The sequence below is a fragment of the Polaribacter marinaquae genome, assembly GCF_038019025.1.
Lineage (GTDB): Bacteria > Bacteroidota > Bacteroidia > Flavobacteriales > Flavobacteriaceae > Polaribacter > Polaribacter marinaquae.
This window is the reverse complement of record NZ_CP150496.1, coordinates 2,997,934-3,017,646: the sequence shown is the minus strand read 5'-3', so window position 1 is coordinate 3,017,646 and position 19,713 is coordinate 2,997,934. Positions and strand designations below refer to the sequence as shown.

18 protein-coding genes are annotated in these 19,713 nt (G+C 32.4%); 7 read left to right on the top strand and 11 right to left on the bottom strand.

The features are described from left to right. Positions 1-20: 20 nt before the first annotated feature. The 11 genes from rpsC to rpsL all read right to left on the bottom strand — a co-directional run bounded on the left by rpsC (position 21) and on the right by rpsL (position 7,442). On the bottom strand, positions 21-740 hold the full coding sequence (rpsC, locus tag WG950_RS13315; protein ID WP_077809831.1) for a 30S ribosomal protein S3: 720 nt from the start codon (positions 738-740) through the stop codon (positions 21-23). A gap of 11 nt (positions 741-751) precedes the next feature. Beyond that, complete coding sequence (gene rplV / locus WG950_RS13310; RefSeq protein ID WP_077809832.1) at positions 752-1,156, bottom strand: 50S ribosomal protein L22; 405 nt, start codon at positions 1,154-1,156, stop codon at positions 752-754. A 6-nt stretch (positions 1,157-1,162) separates the two neighbouring features. Continuing rightward, on the bottom strand, positions 1,163-1,441 hold the full coding sequence (gene rpsS, locus WG950_RS13305) for a 30S ribosomal protein S19 (RefSeq protein ID WP_077809833.1): 279 nt from the start codon (positions 1,439-1,441) through the stop codon (positions 1,163-1,165). A gap of 6 nt (positions 1,442-1,447) precedes the next feature. Further along, a complete protein-coding gene (gene rplB, locus WG950_RS13300; RefSeq protein WP_077809834.1) occupies positions 1,448-2,272 on the bottom strand; it encodes a 50S ribosomal protein L2 in 825 nt (274 codons plus the stop codon). Between the two features lie 9 nt (positions 2,273-2,281). Beyond that, entirely contained in the window at positions 2,282-2,572 is a 291-nt protein-coding gene (gene rplW / locus WG950_RS13295) for a 50S ribosomal protein L23 (protein ID WP_077809835.1), read from the bottom strand. 9 nt (positions 2,573-2,581) lie between these two features. After that, positions 2,582-3,211, bottom strand: a complete 630-nt coding sequence (gene rplD / locus WG950_RS13290) for a 50S ribosomal protein L4 (RefSeq protein ID WP_340933014.1) — start codon at positions 3,209-3,211, stop codon at positions 2,582-2,584. Next, entirely contained in the window at positions 3,211-3,828 is a 618-nt protein-coding gene (gene rplC / locus WG950_RS13285; RefSeq protein ID WP_077809837.1) for a 50S ribosomal protein L3, read from the bottom strand. The genes rplD and rplC overlap by 1 nt, the downstream gene beginning before the upstream one ends. A gap of 289 nt (positions 3,829-4,117) precedes the next feature. Further along, positions 4,118-4,423 (bottom strand): 30S ribosomal protein S10, encoded by a 306-nt coding sequence (gene rpsJ / locus WG950_RS13280; RefSeq protein WP_068363283.1) that lies wholly within the window; start codon positions 4,421-4,423, stop codon positions 4,118-4,120. 18 nt (positions 4,424-4,441) lie between these two features. Continuing rightward, positions 4,442-6,559 (bottom strand): elongation factor G, encoded by a 2,118-nt coding sequence (fusA, locus tag WG950_RS13275; RefSeq protein WP_079737042.1) that lies wholly within the window; start codon positions 6,557-6,559, stop codon positions 4,442-4,444. Positions 6,560-6,564: 5 nt separating this feature from the next. Further along, positions 6,565-7,041: a 30S ribosomal protein S7 gene (gene rpsG, locus WG950_RS13270; RefSeq protein ID WP_077809839.1), complete on the bottom strand. Its 477-nt coding sequence runs from the start codon at positions 7,039-7,041 to the stop codon at positions 6,565-6,567. Positions 7,042-7,067: 26 nt separating this feature from the next. Continuing rightward, positions 7,068-7,442 (bottom strand): 30S ribosomal protein S12, encoded by a 375-nt coding sequence (gene rpsL / locus WG950_RS13265; protein WP_018943587.1) that lies wholly within the window; start codon positions 7,440-7,442, stop codon positions 7,068-7,070. A gap of 182 nt (positions 7,443-7,624) precedes the next feature. On the opposite strand from rpsL, the gene WG950_RS13260 reads away from it, so the two are divergent. From WG950_RS13260 to rlmB, 7 genes are all read left to right on the top strand, one after another. Further along, a complete protein-coding gene (locus WG950_RS13260) occupies positions 7,625-9,280 on the top strand; it encodes a ShlB/FhaC/HecB family hemolysin secretion/activation protein (RefSeq protein WP_340933012.1) in 1,656 nt (551 codons plus the stop codon). A gap of 106 nt (positions 9,281-9,386) precedes the next feature. Beyond that, positions 9,387-12,503, top strand: a complete 3,117-nt coding sequence (locus WG950_RS13255) for a SusC/RagA family TonB-linked outer membrane protein (RefSeq protein ID WP_340933010.1) — start codon at positions 9,387-9,389, stop codon at positions 12,501-12,503. A gap of 19 nt (positions 12,504-12,522) precedes the next feature. Continuing rightward, on the top strand, positions 12,523-13,959 hold the full coding sequence (locus tag WG950_RS13250) for a SusD/RagB family nutrient-binding outer membrane lipoprotein (RefSeq protein WP_340933008.1): 1,437 nt from the start codon (positions 12,523-12,525) through the stop codon (positions 13,957-13,959). A 160-nt stretch (positions 13,960-14,119) separates the two neighbouring features. Then, entirely contained in the window at positions 14,120-17,347 is a 3,228-nt protein-coding gene (locus WG950_RS13245; protein ID WP_340933006.1) for a SusC/RagA family TonB-linked outer membrane protein, read from the top strand. Between the two features lie 16 nt (positions 17,348-17,363). Beyond that, complete coding sequence (locus WG950_RS13240) at positions 17,364-18,020, top strand: RagB/SusD family nutrient uptake outer membrane protein (protein WP_340933004.1); 657 nt, start codon at positions 17,364-17,366, stop codon at positions 18,018-18,020. Further along, positions 18,017-18,883, top strand: coding sequence for a RagB/SusD family nutrient uptake outer membrane protein (locus WG950_RS13235; protein ID WP_340933002.1), 867 nt, complete (start codon positions 18,017-18,019; stop codon positions 18,881-18,883). Before WG950_RS13240 ends, WG950_RS13235 begins: the two co-directional genes overlap by 4 nt. Before the next feature lie 85 nt (positions 18,884-18,968). Further along, positions 18,969-19,712: a 23S rRNA (guanosine(2251)-2'-O)-methyltransferase RlmB gene (gene rlmB / locus WG950_RS13230; RefSeq protein WP_340933001.1), complete on the top strand. Its 744-nt coding sequence runs from the start codon at positions 18,969-18,971 to the stop codon at positions 19,710-19,712. Position 19,713: the final 1 nt, after the last annotated feature.

The following is a 19,713-nucleotide window of genomic DNA, read 5'->3' as shown; positions in this document are numbered from 1 at the left end:
TTAATTTCTAATTTTAAAAATTATTTTCTTCTACGAGGTTGACGTTTAGATCTGTCACCACCTTTAGAACCAGATTGTTTCTTAGACAATCCTACTAATGGAGATAATTCTCTTTTACCATAAACTTCGCCTTTCATAATCCATACCTTCACACCTAATCTTCCGTATGTAGTATGAGCTTCTACAAGTGCATAATCAATATCAGCTCTAAAAGTAGAAAGAGGAATTCTACCTTCTTTAAAGTGCTCTGAACGTGCCATTTCAGCTCCATTTAAACGTCCTGAAATCTGAATTTTAATACCTTCAGCATTCATTCTCATTGTAGCTTGAATAGCCATTTTAATAGCTCTCTTATAAGAAATTCTATTCTCAATTTGACGAGCAACACTAGTTGCTACTAATCTTGCATCTAATTCTGGACGCTTGATTTCAAAAATGTTAATTTGAACTTCTTTTCCTGTAATTTTCTTAAGCTCTTCTTTTAACTTGTCTACCTCTTGACCACCTTTACCGATAATAATACCAGGTCTAGCAGTAGTGATAGTAACGGTTACAAGTTTTAAAGTACGCTCTATAATTACTCTAGAAACACTTGCTTTAGATAATCTAGCATGTATATACTTTCTTATCTTATCATCTTCAGCAATTTTATCTCCGTAGTCATTACCACCGTACCAGTTAGATTCCCAACCTCTGATGATTCCTAAACGATTTCCTATTGGATTAGTTTTTTGTCCCATTTCTACTTTGATTATTTGCTTATTGTTTTAGTACCTAACTCTAAAGTAACGTGATTAGAACGCTTACGAATTCTATGAGCACGACCTTGTGGAGCTGGTCTTAATCTTTTTAACATTCCTGCGCTATCTACATAAATAGTTTTCACATATAATCCAGCATCTTCTATAGCTGCATCTTCGTTCTTAGCTTGCCAGTTTGCAATTGCAGACAACAATAATTTCTCTAAGTTTATAGATGCTTCTTTAGGGCTAAATTTTAAGATTTGTAAAGCTTTTTCAACTTCAACACCTCTTACTTGATCTGCTACTAAACGCATTTTTCTTGGTGATGTAGGACAGTTAGTAAGCTTAGCGAAAGCACGTTGCTTTCTATCTGCTTTTAACTGATCTGCCATATTTTTTTTACGAACTCCCATTTCCTACTATTTTTTTCCTTTATTTTTTGCACCAGCGTGTCCTCTAAAAGAACGAGTTGGTGAAAATTCGCCTAATTTATGCCCTACCATGTTTTCTGTAACGTAAACCGGTACAAATTGACGTCCGTTATGAACAGCAATTGTTTGTCCAACAAAATCTGGAGTAATCATACTTGCTCTAGACCAAGTTTTGATTACAGTTTTGTTTCCACCTTCTACATTAGCTAACACTTTTTTCTCTAACTTATAGTGAACGTAAGGTCCTTTTTTTAATGATCTTGCCATAACTTATTATTTCTTTCTACGTTCTATAATATACTTATTACTAGCTTTGGTTTTAGATCTAGTCTTGAATCCTTTAGCAGGTATACCATTTCTTGATCTTGGATGCCCTCCAGAAGAACGTCCTTCACCACCTCCCATTGGGTGATCAACCGGGTTCATTCTTACTGCATTTGTTCTAGGTCTTCTACCTAACCATCTCGATCTACCAGCTTTACCTGAAACAAGTAATTGATGATCTGAATTAGATACAACACCAATAGTTGCCATACAAGTTAACAAGATTAATCTTGTTTCACCAGAAGGTAACTTAACTGTAGCATACTTACCATCTCTTGCCATTAATTGAGCAAAAGAACCAGCAGAACGAGCCATAACAGCTCCTTGACCTGGACGTAATTCTATACATGAAATCGTAGTTCCTAAAGGAATTTCACTTAAAGTCATTGCATTTCCAATTTCTGGAGCAACATCTTTACCTGAAATAATAGTTTGACCTACTTTTAAACCGTTTTGCGCAATTACATAACGTTTTTCACCATCAGCATAACTTAATAGCGCTATAAAAGCTGTACGATTTGGATCGTATTCTATTGTTTTTACTGTAGCAGGAATACCTTGCTTATCTCTTTTAAAATCGATAATACGGTACTTTTGTTTATGACCACCACCTATATTACGTGTTGTCATTCTTCCCTGATTGTTTCGACCTCCAGATCGTTTTTTCGGAGCAAGTAAACTTTTCTCCGGCTTATCAGTTGTTATGGTGTCGAACCCATTTACAACTCTAAAACGCTGACCTGGTGTTATTGGTTTTAATTTTCTAACTGACATTTTTGTCTTTTAAAGATTGTTATAAAAATCAATACTTTCTCCTTCTGCTAACTGTACAATAGCCTTCTTATACCCACTCTTAATACCAGTAACTAAACCTTTTTTAGTAAACTTAGTATTTCTTTGAATTGGATAATTTAAAGTTCTTACACTAGATATAGAAACCCCGTAAGCAGATTCAACTGCTGACTTAATCTCTAATTTATTAGCATTTTTATCTACTACAAATGCATAACGATTAAATAATTCACTATCGTTTGTAGCTTTTTCCGTAATAATAGGTTTTATTAAAATACTCATTTCGAATCCCTATTTGCTTAAATTAGTGTTTATACCTTCTAAAGAACCTTCAGTAATCACTACTTTGTTTGCGTTTAACAAACCATATGTGTTAATTTCTGAAACTTTAATTACTTTAGAATTTTTCAAATTACGTGATGATAAATACACATTTGTATTATCACTTCCTAAAACAAATAAAGACTTTTTAGTATCTAATTCTAACGCTTTTAAAACGCTTAAAAAGTTTTTAGTTTTTGGATTTTCAAAGTTAAAATCTTCAACTACTACTAAATTCTCATCATTTGCTTGAATACTTAAAGCAGACTTACGTGCTAAACGCTTTAAGTTTTTATTCAATTTAAAAGAATAATTTCTTGGTCTTGGTCCGAACATACGTCCACCACCTCTAAAAACACCAGACTTGATAGAACCTGCTCTTGCAGTACCAGTTCCTTTTTGTTTTTTTATCTTTCTTGTAGAACCAGCAATTTCTGCTCTTTCTTTAGATTTGTGCGTACCTTGACGTTGATTTGCCAAGTATTGCTTAACATCTAAATAAATAGCATGATCATTAGGCTCAATACCGAATACATCTTTAGAAAGCTCAACCTTTCTACCTGTATCTTTTCCTGTAATATCTAAAACAGCTACTTTCATTATTTCTGAATAGTTACAAAAGCATTTTTGTGTCCAGGAACAGCCCCTTTAACAACAAGTAAGTTCTTTTCAGCAACTACTTTTAATACTCTTAAGTTTTGTACTTTCACTTTATCTCCACCCATTCTACCTGCCATACGCATTCCTTTGAATACTCTTGCAGGATAAGATGCAGCACCAATAGAACCCGGAGCTCTTAAACGGTTATGTTGACCATGCGTAGCTTGACCAACACCAGCAAATCCATGACGTTTTACAACACCCTGAAAACCCTTACCTTTAGAAACACCAGAAACATCTACAAACTCACCTTCTTCAAAGTGATCTACAGATATAGAATCTCCTAATTTATACTCACCTTCAAACCCTTGAAATTCAACGACTTTTTTCTTTGCAGTGGTGCCAGCTTTTTTAAAGTGACCGTCTAACGCTTTGTTAGAGCTCTTCGCCTTCTTGTCATCGAAACCAAGTTGTAACGCATTGTAGCCGTCAACCTCTTCGGTTCTGACTTGGGTAACAACGCAAGGACCCGCTTCGATTACTGTACAAGGAATATTCTTCCCGTTTTCATCAAATAAGCTGGTCATTCCAATTTTTCTTCCTATTAACCCAGACATTTAGTTAAAATTTTAGACGAATAGATATTTATCCAGCGCGTCTATATTAATACTTATATTTTTTGAAACAAATGTTTCAGTACACATCCTTAAAATTTCATAAAAAAAAACAGCGCAAACAAATTCAACGCTGATTTTGTTTTTTCCGTTTTTCCTTCGCGAAACGCTCCAGACATGTCACTATTAGTGATAATTATATCAAAAATAGCAGTTCCCTACTCTATTTCGGGTTGCAAAAGTATAAAAAACTTTCGGTTTAACAAAATTAAACCGAAAGTTAATATTTTACTTAAACTTTGATCTCAACTTCAACACCACTTGGTAACTCAAGTTTCATTAAAGCATCGATAGTTTTCGAAGAAGAACTATAAATGTCTAATAACCTTTTGTAAGCAGCTAATTGAAATTGCTCTCTAGATTTTTTATTTACGTGTGGAGAACGTAAAACTGTAAAAATCTTTTTATGTGTTGGTAAAGGTATTGGTCCGTTTACAACAGCACCAGTACTTTTTACCGTCTTAACGATTTTCTCAGCAGATTTATCTACTAAATTATAATCGTAAGACTTTAATTTTATTCTAATTTTTTGACTCATCTTATATTCTTTAGTCGATTAACCTTTAGATTTTGCTATCACTTCTTCAGATACATTCGAAGGAGTTTCAGCATAATGTGAAAATTCCATAGTAGAAGTTGCTCTACCAGAAGACATAGTTCTTAAAGCTGTAACATAACCAAACATTTCTGATAATGGCACTAATGCTTTTACAACTTTTGCACCGTTACGATCACTCATATCGTTTACTTGTCCTCTTCTTCTATTTAAATCACCAACGATATCTCCCATGTTCTCCTCTGGAGTTAACACTTCTAATTTCATTAATGGCTCCATAATTTTAGCTTTAGCAGCTTTTGCAGCAGCTTTAAAACCTAATTTTGCAGCTAACTCAAAAGAAAGTTGATCAGAATCCACTGCGTGGAATGATCCATCCTTTAAAGTTACTTTCATAGAATCCATTTCGTATCCAGCTAATGGTCCATTTTTCATAGCTTCTTTAAATCCTTTCTCAATAGAAGGTACAAATTCCTTAGGAACATTACCACCTTTAATTACAGATTCAAAAACTAATCCTTGAACACCTTCTTCTGCAGGCTCCATAGTGAATACTATATCAGCAAACTTACCACGACCACCAGATTGTTTCTTATAAACTTCTCTATGATCTGCAGATGCTGTAATAGCTTCTTTATATTCTACTTGAGGCTGACCTTGGTTAACTTCAACTTTAAATTCACGTTTTAAACGATCTACAATTACATCTAAGTGTAATTCTCCCATTCCTGAGATAATAGTTTGACCAGAAGCTTCATCAGAACGAACAGTAAATGTTGGATCTTCTTCAGCTAACTTACCTAAACCAATACCTAATCTATCTACATCTGCTTTAGTTTTAGGCTCAACAGCAATACCAATTACTGGGTCTGGAAAATCCATAGATTCTAGAACAATTGGATGCTCTTGAGAAGACAAAGTATCTCCTGTTTTGATAGATTTAAAACCTACTGCCGCACCAATATCTCCAGCTTCGATAAAATCAATTGCATTCTGCTTGTTAGCATGCATTTGATAAATACGTGAAATACGTTCTTTTTTACCTGAACGGTTATTTAAAACATAAGAACCAGCATCTAAACGACCAGAATATGCTCTAAAAAATGCTAAACGACCAACAAAAGGGTCTGTAGCAATTTTAAATGCTAAAGCAGCAAAAGGTTCATCTACACTTGGCTTACGTAATTCTTCTTGTTCTGTATCTGGGTTTACACCTACAATACCATCTTTATCAGTTGGTGAAGGTAAATAACGACAAACAGCATCTAATAAGAACTGAACTCCTTTATTTTTAAACGCAGAACCACAAATCATAGGAATAATTGCCATATCCATTACAGCAGCTCTAAGTGCAGCATGCACTTCTTCTTCTGTAATAGAATCTTCATCTTCCATGAATTTTTCTAAAAGATTCTCATCGTAACTTGCTACTTCTTCAATTAAAAGTGCACGGTACTTACGAGCTTCTTCTTTCATATCCTCAGGAATTTCGATAACATCGAAAGTAGCTCCTTGAGTTTCATCATGCCATACAATAGCACGATTCTTAACTAAATCTATAATACCTTTAAACTCATCCTCGTCACCAATATTTAAAACGATTGGCACCGCATTTGACTTTAACATATCTTTTACTTGCTGACAAACTCCTAAGAAATCAGAACCTTGACGGTCCATTTTATTAACAAAACCAATTCTTGGTACTTTATAGTTATCTGCCAATCTCCAGTTAGTTTCAGATTGAGGTTCTACACCATCAACAGCTGAAAATAAGAAAACTAAACCATCTAAAACACGTAATGATCTATTTACTTCTACAGTAAAATCAACGTGTCCTGGAGTATCAATAATATTAAAGTGATATCCTTTTGTTTCTGGAGTTTTTTCTCCGTTTTCTATTGGAAAGTTCCACGTACAAGTAGTAGCTGCAGAAGTAATTGTAATACCTCTTTCTTGCTCCTGCTCCATCCAGTCCATTGTTGCTGCACCATCATGTACTTCTCCAATTTTATGAGAAACACCTGTATAATACAATACACGTTCTGTTGTTGTAGTTTTTCCAGCATCAATATGTGCTGCAATTCCAATATTTCTTGTAAATTTTAAATCTCTAGCCATTTCTATTAAAATCTGAAGTGAGAGAAAGCTTTATTTGCTTCTGCCATTTTATGAGTATCAGTACGTTTTTTAACAGCAGCTCCTTCTTCTTTAGCCGCAGCTAAAATCTCAGCAGCTAAACGCTGTGCCATTGTTTTCTCGTTTCTTTTACGAGTGTACAAAATCATCCATTTAATAGCCATAGAAACCTTACGATCTGGTCTAATTTGCATTGGTATCTGAAACGTAGCACCACCAACACGACGAGATCTTACTTCTACGTGAGGCATTACATTTGATAAACCATCTTTCCAAATCTCTAAAGCTGTTTTTTCTTCTTCACCTTTTCTTTCTTCTACGATATCTAACGCATCATAAAATACTTTAAAAGCTACTGACTTCTTACCATCCCACATCAAGTTATTCACGAAACGTGTTACTAACTGATCATTAAACTTTGGATCCGGTAATAAGACTCTTTTTTTTGCTGCTCTTTTTCTCATGTCTTTACATTAAAAAAGTTACTAATTTACTTTTTTGGGCGTTTTGCTCCATACTTAGATCTACGTTGGGTTCTACCCTCAACACCTGCAGTATCTAATGCACCACGTACTACGTGATATTTAACTCCTGGCAAATCTTTTACCCTTCCACCTCTAACTAATACTATCGAGTGCTCCTGTAAGTTATGTCCTTCTCCTGGAATGTATGCGTTTATCTCATTACCATTTGTCAATCTAACTCTGGCAACTTTACGCATTGCTGAATTAGGTTTCTTTGGTGTTGTAGTATAAACACGAGTACAAACTCCACGTCTTTGAGGACAAGACGACAAAGCAGCCGATTTACTCTTCTTAGTTATTTTGGTTCTTCCTTTACGAACTAATTGTTGAATAGTTGGCATACTAAATAATTACTGTTTTTCGTTTATAATTAAACATTATCTCTTTTTTAAGAGTCCGCAAATGTACAACTAATTTCTAATTATTCAAATATCAGTGAGTTATTTTTCAAAAAACATTTTTTTAGGAGAACCATTATCAGTAAAACTTATACATTTGACATCTACAAACCTTATCATTGTTAATGTCTTTTAAAAAAACATTTTTTATAATTCTCTCCACACTTCTTGTGAACTACACAGTGAAAGCACAAGACTATGAATTGAAAATTACATCAATAAATAAAACAGAAAACAAAATCTTAAATAAAATAAATTATTTGAGAAAATTTCAAGACTCGACAATAATATCAAAAGAATTAAAAAAAATCGAAAAAGAATTACAAAAAAAAGGATACTACGCCTATATGATTGACAGTGTAAAAAAACAAAATAAAATTTTTAATATTTACATGAGTCTAAATAAAAATGTAAACAATATCATCATATCTTTTTCGAAACTAAATCCCGCAACATTAAAAGTACTAAAACTACCCAACACTAAAGCAATTGTTCAAAGCAATAAAATTGAAGAATACCTAAATAAGCTATCCTTCAAATTAGAACAAAATGGTTTAAGCTTCTCTAAAATTTATTTAGAGGATTACAAAACGTCAAATAAAACAATAAAAGCCTCCTTAGTAATAAGAAACTTAAAAGAAAGAAAAATAAACAACACGATAATAAAAGGTTATGAAAATTTCCCAACAAAATACATAACTAATCATTACAACATCAACACTAAAACGATTTACAACAATAAATTATTAAACAAAATAAGCAAAAACACGAAACCTTTAAAATTCATTCAAGAAATTAAAAAACCAGAAATACTTTTCACAAAAGACTCTACCTTATTATATATGTATTTAAAAAAAATAAACAGAAGTAGTTTTGATGGATTGATAAATTTTGCAAACAACGAAAACGGTAAAATAAAATTTAATGGTTATTTAGAATTAAATCTATTAAACACAATTAACAAAGGAGAAGAAATAAATCTTGAATGGAAAAGTTTAAATAATGACAGAAGTGAATTTTCTTTAAATTTCATAAATCCTTATATTTTCAATTCAAAAATATCACCAGAAATAAAATTTAACATTTACAGACAAGATTCAACATTCACAAATACTAGATTTGAAACTAATTTAAAATACAAATTATCTGAATATTCAAAAATATCAGTTAACTACACCACAGAATCTTCGGCAGAAATTATTAAAAGCGACAATATAGAAACATTTAATAATAATTTCTTCGGATTTGGTTATGAATTTACAGTTCCAAATTACGATGAATTCAATTCTGATAAATTTTCGCTTTTGATAAACCCATCCATTGGAAAAAGGAAAACAAGAACAGAAAACACATCACAAATTAAAATTGAATCTAGAATTAGTTATTTATTTAATTTAAACAACAGAAACAAAATATATCTTCAAAACAATATGGGATTTTTAAATTCTGAAAATTATGTAAACAACGAATTATTTAGAATCGGAGGTAAAAATACGATAAGAGGAGCCAGTGAGAAAAGCATATTTACTGAAAACTATATAACACAAAATATAGAATACAGATACCTAACTAAAAAAGACGCTTACTTGTACACAATATCTGATTTAGGAATAATCTACAATAAAGAAAATAGCGAAAAACTAATTGGTATTGGAATAGGTTATTTATTTAACACAAATAAATCTAAAATTAACTTTTCTATAACAACTATATTAAAAAATAAACGCCTGTCAACCCCTGAAAACACTCAGCTAACAATAAATTGGAAAAATTATTTCTAACCAAATTTTACATTTTAGTTCTAAAATTAACAATTATTAACGTTTTCATTGTTTAATTAATAAAATATTTATATATTTGGCATAATTAATTCAAATCAAATAAATAATGAAAACAAAGTTAAAGGGAATTTTAACGCTATTACTGGCGTTTGTTGTGCAAATAAGTTTTGCGCAAGAAAAAACAGTTTCTGGAACAGTCTCGGATGCCACAGGATCACTACCTGGAGTAAGCATTCTAATTAAAGGGACTACTAAAGGAACTGAAACTGATTTCAATGGTAAATTTACTATTAAAGCTAACAACGGAGACGTTTTAAGCTTTAGTTATGTAGGATACAAAACTATTGAAAAAACAATCGGATCATCAAATACAGTTAATGTAACTATGATTGAAGATGCTAGTGTACTAGACGAAATTGTAGTAACTGCATTAGGTATTAAAAGAGACAAAAAATCTATTGGTTTTGCTCAACAATCTGTTAAACCAGAAAACTTAGTGAGATCAAGAGAAACAGATGTCAACAACGCGTTAGCAGGTAGAGTTGCTGGTGTACAGGCAGTAGGTGCTCCTTCTGCAGGTTTTGGTAATTCTGGAATAAGATTAAGAGGTAACTCTAATGTATTATACATTGTAGACAATGTGAAAATTAGTTCTACATCTGACATTAACACAGATGATATTGCTGATTTATCTGTTTTAAAAGGTTCTGCAGCAACTGCATTATACGGGCCTGAAGGAATTAATGGTGTAGTTATTATTACTACAAAGTCTGCAAAAAGTGGTGAAAGTGTTGTTACATTAAACCATAGTACGGCAATGGAAAATGTTTACATTTTACCAGAATACCAAAATGAATATGGTGGTGGTTACTCTCAAGAATTTAACACATTTAACTATGACCCTTCTAGACACCCAGCTTCATGGGCTTCTTTTAATGGTCAAAAAATGGTTGAATATTATGCTGATGAAAGCTGGGGTCCAAAATTAGATGGACAAATGGTTCGTCATTGGGATTCTTGGATTCAGGGAGATCCTGAATTTGGAAAATTAAGAGCTTTTGAAGCTAACCCAGATAACATTCAAGACTTTTTCGACACAGGTATTATCAACAACACTTCTGTAAGTTTTGCTAAAGGTGGTGATGACTACAACGTAAGAGTTGGTTTAACAAATATTGACAGAAATAGTGTTTTTCCTAATTCTAAAAGAAAACAAGTACAAGCTACAATTAATGCGAGTTTAGATATTACAGACAAGTTAACTGCATACGCTAACTTCAACTATCAAGATAGAAGAACTAATAACTTTCCAGACAATGGTTATGGAAATGTAGTTTCTAACTTAAACCAATGGTGGCAACGTCAACTAGACATGGACAGAGTAAGAAATTATGAAAGAAACGGTCAGTTTGTATCTTGGAATATTAATAGTCCAACAAACTCAGCACCATTATATTGGGATTCTCCATTTTTTGAAACTAATGAAAACTTAAACTTTCAAACAAAAAATGCAATCTACGGTAAGATTGGATTAAAATATGAAGTTAATGAAAATTTAAACATGAGTTTAGATTTAAGAAAAACATTTAACTCTTATGAATATAATAATAGAACAGCTTTTGGTAGCTTAGGAGGGCAAACATTACCTTCTTACAGTGAAACTGAAAACATGGACTTTAGAGAAGAACTTTTTGGTATTGTAAATTACTCTAAAGATTTAAATGAAGATTTTGACATTACAGCATCTGCCGGTTTTGAATTATCTACAATAGGATCTGAAAGTTTAAGCGGTAGTACAGTTGGAGGATTAAACACTTTAGGTTTCTACAGTTTAAGTACTTCAGTAGATAGACCAACAGTAAATAACTCTTCATCTAAATTTAAATCTAAATCTATATTTGTAAAAGGTTCTGTTGGATATAAAGACATATTATTTTTAGATGGATTTACAAGATTTGACTGGGGATCATCTGCATATTCAGAAGAAAATAGAATTGAAACATATGGTGGATCTTTAAGTTTTATATTCTCTAAATTAATTCCACAAAACGATTTTTTAAGGTTTGGAAAATTAAGAATGAGTGCAGCTCAAGCACCTAAATTCCCTTCTCCATATCAATTATCTGCTGTATATGGAATTGGTACTCCTTACGGAAGTACAGGTACTTTATCTGCTCAAGGAACGTTTGCTAACCCTTTCTTACAAGGTGGAGTTCGTAAAGATTACGAAATTGGTACAGAATTAAGATTATTCAACAGTAGATTAGGAGTAGATTTTGCTTACTTTAAGAAAATAGATGAAGAACTGCCTGTATCTGTTACTTTAGACGGATCTACGGGTTACACAAGTACTCTTAAAAATGATGGTAAGCAAACATACAATGGTATAGAAGTTGCTTTAAATTATGATATTATTAAAAAAGAAGATATCGCATGGGATGCAACTTTAAGTTTTGCTACTTTAGAAAGAACAGTAAATAAAATTTCTGAAGGAATTGATGTAAATGTGTTATCTAGTTCTTGGAGAGGTATTCAATTACAGGAAAGAGTTGGAGAAGAATGGGGAGCTATTTACGGTAGAGCATTCAGAAGAGATGCTGATGGTAACAAAATATTAACAGCTTCTGGAGCACCAATCTACGACACAAATCAATATTTAGGTAATGTATTGCCTGATTTCACTGGAGGATTCTCTAACAATATACGTTACAAAAACTTTAACTTAGGTTTTGATATTGACTTTCAAAAAGGAGGAAAAGTATTTTCTGTAACAAGAATGTTTAACAATTATTCTGGTTTAGGAATAGAGACCGTTGGTAATAACAACTTAGGAAACCCTGTAAGAGACGCTGTAGCCAATGGTGGTGGTGAATTAATAGAAGGAGTAGATGAAACTTCTGGAGCACCTGTATCTTATAATATTGAATCTAGTACTTACTGGGGTCGTTTATTTGCTTTACATGAAAGATGGTTGTATGACGCTTCTTATGTTAAGTTAAGAACTGTACGTTTAGACTACGATTTACCAAATAACATTTTAGAAAAAACTCCTTTCAAAACATTAAATTTAGGTGTATTTGCAAACAATGTATGGCTAATTCACTCAGCTTTACCAGGATTAGACCCTTCTGAAATTGAAACAAGAAATGGAGTAAATTGGACTGAAGGTGGACAATTACCAAACGTTAGAACCGTTGGTGTTAACGTAAGAATGTCATTTTAATTAAAAAATAAATTAAGAAATGAAAAAAATTAATAAAATAAAAACCCTTATTCTTGCTGTAGCGGTTTCATTTACAGCATGTGATACAGTGGATTTTGGTGACACAAACCAAAACCCAAATAACCCAAGTACTCCAGTAACGGCATCCTTATTAGCGAATGTTCAAAGAGGAACAAGTGGTTATATAGCTAGCACTACATCAAATTTATACGTTCAATATTTGTCGAACGGTCAATATGATGAAGAATCTCGTTATCAAACACTAAATTGGAGCCCTGATGGATCTTATGGTCTATTAGAAGATTTACGTCAAATTATTGAAATAAATTCTAATGATGATACTAAAATAGCTGCTCAAGCATATGGTTCAAATGGAAATCAAATTGCTGCTGCATCAATTTTAAGAGTATACATTATGCATGGGATGACAGATAGATGGGGTTATTTACCATATTCAGAAGCTCTAGATGTTTCTAACAATATCTACCCAGCATATGATTCTCAAGAAGCTATTTACGATGGTCTTTTTAATGAATTAGACGCTGCATTAGCTTCTATTGATGGTGGCAATGGTCCTGATAGTGATATTTATTTCGGAGGAGATATGGATAGATGGAGGACTTTTGCTAATACTATTAAGATGGTAATGGGATTAAGACTTTCTAAAGCAGATCCTGCGAAAGGTCAAGTTAAATTTAACGAAGCATTATCTGGAGTAATATCTTCTAATGATGAAAATATTAAATACACATACCTATCAGAAGATTCTAATGATAATCCTTGGCAAGATAGATTTGAGTCAAGAAAAGATTACCTAATGAGTGATGTTTTTGTTGACAAATTAATTGGTACAGGAACAAATACATTACCAGAAGATCCGAGATTAGCTAAGTTTGCAGAACCTGCAACTACTTCAGCTACTTTTGTTGGAGCACCTTACGGAGCTTCAAACTCTGCAACAGCAGATTATTCTTTCATTACAAGTGATATTATTAGTAATAGCGAAGCACCATTAATGATTTATACTTATTCTGAAGTTTTATTTGCTAGAGCCGAAGCTGCTGCTAAAGGTTGGACAACTGAAGATCCAGCTACACTATACAACCAAGCAGTTACTGCTAGTATGGAACAATGGGGAGTTGATTCAGCGGATGCTACAGTATATTTAACTGCAAACCCATACACTGGAATTGAGGATATTGCATATGAAAAATATGTATCTTTATTTTTTCAAGGATATAATAGTTGGGCTGAATGGAGAAGATTCAAAGCCGAAGGTAATGATGGACGAATAGCATTAGTTGCCCCAGCAAACTTATTATCAAATGCTACAGACATTCCTCAAAGACACGGTTACTCTGCAACCGCAGGTGCATTAAATGAAGAAAACTACAACGCAGCTGTTAGCGCTCAAGGTGCTGATAATCTCGACACTAAACTATGGTTATTTAAATAATCACTGTTATTATTTTATAGAGAAGCACTCAATCTAGTTAGATTGAGTGCTTTTTTTTTGGAAAAATAATAAATTATACTTTCAATATTTTATGTTAAAAAATTGTTTTATTAAGATAATTTTAAGCCTTTTGGAATTAATTAATTCAAATAATTATACAATGAAGACAAAGTTTAATGGAATTTTAACGCTATTACTGGCGTTAGTTGTGCAAATATCATTTGCTCAACAAAAGACTATTACTGGTAAAGTTAAAGACGGCTCTGGATTATTACCTGGAGTTAGTGTTTTAATACAAGGAACAAATACCGGTACTGAGACTGACTTTAATGGTGAGTACACAATTAAAGCAAATACTGGAGATGTGCTAGTATTTAGATATCTTGGTTATAAAGTTGTTCAAAAAACAGTTGGTAACTCAAACTCAATTAATGTTACCTTAGTAGAAGATGCTAATGTTCTAGACGAAATTGTTGTTGTAGGATATGGTACAACTACAAAAAAATCATTTACAGGTAGTGTTAGTACTGTTTCAGCAGAAAATATTGATGCAAAAGCAGTATCAAATGTTGCTCAAGCTTTAATTGGTGAAGCTTCTGGTGTATCTGTTGTAAGAACAAATGGTAGACCTGGTGGAAGTGCTAACATTAGAATTAGAGGTTTTAGTTCAATTGAAGGAAATAGTTCGCCACTTTATGTTGTGGATGGTGTTCCTTATACAGGAGATGTAAACTCAATTAATCCTAATGATATTGCATCAACTACAATTTTAAAAGATGCATCTGCAACAGCTATTTATGGTGCCCGTGGTGCGAATGGTGTTGTTTTAATTACAACTAAAAGAGGTAAGAGTGGAAAAAGTGTTGTAGAATTTGATTTTCAAACATCTATCAACAGTAGAACATTACCATTTTATGACTTAATTCATAGTGAAGAAGAGTACATAGGATTGGTTTATGATGGATTGAAAAACAGTGCAGAGTTAACTGGTCAAGCAAACCCATCTCAGTATGCTTTAGATAATGTTTTTTCTGATAGAGGTATCGCTCCTTTATATAACATGTGGAACGTTGCTGACGGTAATGAATTAATAGATCCTTCTACAGGTCAAGTTAGACCAGGCGTAACAAGAAAATTTACTCCTACTGACTGGGCTGACGCAGGTTATAGAGACGGAATCAGAAATGAATTCAACTTTAAAACATCTGGTGGTACTGAGAATACAAAACATTACTTTTCTTTAGGTTACTTATCTGACGAAGGTTACGTGCAAGAATCTCAATTTGATAGATATAGTGCTAGATTAAATGTTAACACTAAGCCTATGGATAGAGTTAAGATAAACACTAATTTAGATTATTCTTACAGTGAATATAATGATGCTACTGGTTATGGTGGTGGAGTTGTAACTTATATGTTAGATTATATCCCAACAATTTACTCTTTATTTTTAAGAGATGCAGATGGTAACATCTTAACAGATCCTAACACAGGAAATCGTCTTTATGATTTTGCAGATAACTCTGCTGGTAATGGTAGAGATTTTTCTGCAACATACAACGGTATTGGAGAAGCTATTTATAACATTAATAGAACTAAAAGACATAACATAAACGGTAACGTAAATTTTGTTGTTGATATTTTAGAAGGATTAACTTTCGAAACTACTTATGGTGTAAATATTTATAGTAGTAACTTCGACCAAGTAAGAAACTCTATTCAAGGTAGTGCAGGTGTTGCTTTAGGAGGAACTTTATACAAGTCTAATACTACATATTCTGCTCAAAACTTTAATCAAATTTTAAGATACGCAACAACTTTTGGAAACGACCATAACTTTAATGCTTTAATCGCACATGAAAGTTTTGAATCTTCATTTGAGGATTTTGATTTAAGCAAAAAAGGAGTTGTTAACTTAAACCCTAATGCAGTAATTGTTCCAGAAAATTACATCGATCAAAATGGTGTGTCTAATGGTTCTAGAATTGGTAGAAGCTTAGAAAGTTACTTTACTCAAGCTAATTATAACTACGCAGGTAAATATTACTTATCTGGTACATTAAGAAGAGATGGATCTTCAAGATTCTTTAAAAACAAATGGGGAACATTTGGATCTGTAGGTGCAGGTTGGGTTATTAGTGAAGAAGATTTCTTAAGCTCTAGTGAGACTATCGATTTCTTAAAGTTAAAAGCTAGTTATGGTGTTTTAGGAGACCAAGGAAATAATTCTTTTGCTGGTCAATTAGGATTTGATGTACAAAACTTATTAGGATTACCTTCTTTAGCTCCAAGAGCAGTTGTAGATCCAAACATTACTTGGGAATCTAGTCAAAGTTTCCAAACAGGTATTGAAGCTAGATTTTTTAATGGCGCTATAGATTTTGGTTTAGATTATTTTGTTAAAACTACAACTGATTTATACGTTAACAAAAGATTATCACCTTCTACAGGGGATGCTGTTATCTTAACAAACGATGGTGAAATGGTAAATAAAGGTTTAGAATTTGATTTAACTGGTAACATCATCAGAAATGAAGATTTTAAATTATCTTTATCTATAAATGGATCAATGTACGAGAACGAAATAACTCAAATGCCAATTGAAAATGCAACTGGTGAAGCTAAAGTTATTAATATCGATGGTAATTTTGCACAATCTGCAGGTCGTAGTAGATTTGACTACTACTTAAGAGAATGGGCTGGTGTTGATCCTGCTACAGGTAATGCTCAATGGTTAGAAAGCTGGGTTGATGAAAATAACAATGGTCAATACGATACTAATGAAGGAATTAATGATTTAGAAGTATACAAAGCTGCAAATCCAGGAGCAAGCATTCAAGAACGTGTTACAACTGAATATGCAGACGCAACACGTAAATACAACAATAAATCTTTAATACCTACAGTAAGTGGAGCATTTAGACTTAACACTTCTTATAAAGATTTTAACTTAAGCGCTCAATTTAGTTATAGTTTAGGAGGTTATGGTTATGACCAACAGTACGCTACTCAAATGAGTAATGGAAAAGTAGGTTCTTACAGTTACAATGCAGATATGAGAGATAGATGGATGAATCCTGGTGATATTACAGATGTACCAAGACTTTATTCTAACGAAAACATTAGAGTAAATGCGGCTTCTACAAGATTTATTACAAGTTCTGATTATTTATCTTTAAATAATGTAAGGTTAGGATATAGTATACCGACTCAGTATTTAGAAAACATAGGTCTTTCTTCTGTAAGCTTATGGGTATCTGGAGATAATTTATTTTTAATCTCTGCTAGAGACGGGTACAACCCAACAACATCTCTTACTGGTACTTCTGAAAGATATAACTATAGTCCAATATCAAACTACACTTTAGGTGTTAGAGTTAAATTTTAATTAAACAATTTTAATTATGAAAAAAATAAATTTTATATTATGTATTATTGTTGCGAGTCTCTTCTTGAGCTCTTGTGATGAAGAATTTTTAGATCAAAGACCTACTAGTTTTATCTCGAATGAAGATTTAGGAGAAACTGCCTTAATTAACCCAAGCATTGTTGAAGGTAACTTAAGAGGTATTTATAACCAAATGGTTACTGCATACATAGGTGGAACAGGTAATCAGGAAGATTTTGGACATAAATCTTTTGATTTAATGAGTGATTTACTATCTAGTGATATGGCACAAATTGGTGCTAGATTTAATAGATTTGTAAATTTATCAAATCTTTTATGGACAAATGATCCGTCTATAACACTACCAAATTATACTGCTTGGAGATTTTATTACAGAATCATTAACAGTGCAAACTTAATTATTGCTGCTAATGGTGGTAATGATGCAGTACCAGCATCTGATGCTGTTAAGGGTGTTGTAGGGCAAGCAAAAGCTATTAGAGCGTTTGGTTATTTTTATTTAAGCCAGTATTACGCAATTGAGTATGATGCTAATGCAGAAATTTTACCTATCTATGTAAACCCAGGTGAATCTGGAAAAGCAAAGTCTACAATGGGTGAAGTATATGACCTAATAATTTCAGACTTAAATTCTGCAATTAGAGCTTTATGAGTACGTATACAAGACCAAACAAAGCTTCTATAAATCAAAATGTAGCTAAAGGTTTATTAGCTTATGTTTATGCTTCAATGGGGCAAAGTGATAAAAACATAATGGCTAGGGATTTAGCTGATGAAGTAATTAATTCTGGTGAATTCACAATGATGAATCAAGATGAAGTTACTGGTGGTTTTACACAATTAAGCACTCCAGGATGGATGTGGGGATTTGACCTTACAGTTGCAAATGACTTAGGTTTAGTTTCTTGGCATGGTTTTATGGACTACTATAGTTATTCTTACCAAGCAGTAGGAAACTTTAGAGGTATTGATGATGGTTTATATGCTAAAATCAATGATAATGATATAAGAAAACAACAATTTGGTGCTCCAGCAAGTGGTGGTACTGTTGCTGTAGGTGAATCTCCGTTAATTCCTATCGGAAAATTCTATAATGCTGCAAGAACTCCTTTTTCTCAAAATCCTATGACAGATGATTATGTTTACATGAGAGTTACAGAAATGTACTTACTTTCTGCTGAATTAAGTGCTGTAGAAGGAGATGATACTGCTGCAAGAACTAGATTAAAGCAAGTTTTAGCTAATCGTTATGATGACGCTGCTGACTATGCATACGTTGATGGTTTATCAGGTCAAGATCTTGTTGATGAAATAGTGTTTAATACTAAAATTGAATTCTTAGCTGAAGGTAAAAGTTATTTACTAATGAAAAGAAGAAAATTAACAAACACAAGAGGTAGTATTCACTTAAACAGAGCTGGAGAAAGTTTTGCTTATGATGATCCAAGATTAACTTTTGAAGTTCCACAAAGAGAACTTACAGATAATCCTAACATTACTGAAGGAAATAAATAATATTTTTTAATATTATATATAACATTAAAACCATCTCTTTTAGAGATGGTTTTTTTTTGCTCTTAAATTAGCATACATTTGCAGAATGAATAATGAAATGACAAATATTTTTGGAATTAGAGCGATTATTGAAGCAATCGAAAGTGGTTCTACAATTAATAAAATATACCTTCAAAAAGGTTTAAGAGGAAATCTTTTCTATGAATTAGATAAATTGATAAAAGAAAAAAAATTAACTACAAGTATGGTGCCTGTAGAAAAATTGAATCGTTTATCTAAAAACAACAACCATCAAGGTGCTGTTGCTCAAATTTCTCCTATAGAATTTCATGATTTAGAAACTTTAATTGAAAAAACTTTAGAAAGTGATAAGAAACCTCTTTTCTTATTATTAGATCAGCTATCTGATGTTAGAAATTTTGGAGCTATAATAAGAACTGCAGAATGCACAGGTGTTAACGGAATTATTGTTCAAAAGAATGGAAGTGCTCCTGTAAATGCAGAAACTATTAAAACTTCTGCTGGTGCAGCTTTTAAAATTCCTATTTGTAAAGTAGATCATATAAAAGATGCATTATTCATTCTTCAATCTGCAGAAATTAAAACAGTTGCGGCAACTGAAAAAACAGATGATTCTTTATATCAAGTTGATTTAAATCAACCAATAGCAATCGTTATGGGTTCTGAGCATAGAGGTGTGAACCCGTCAATACTTAAAATGGTGGATTATAAAGCAAAATTACCTTTATTAGGTGAAATCGCTTCTTTAAATGTTTCTGTTGCTTGTGGAGCTTTTTTATATGAAACAGTAAGACAAAGAATGGCATAAA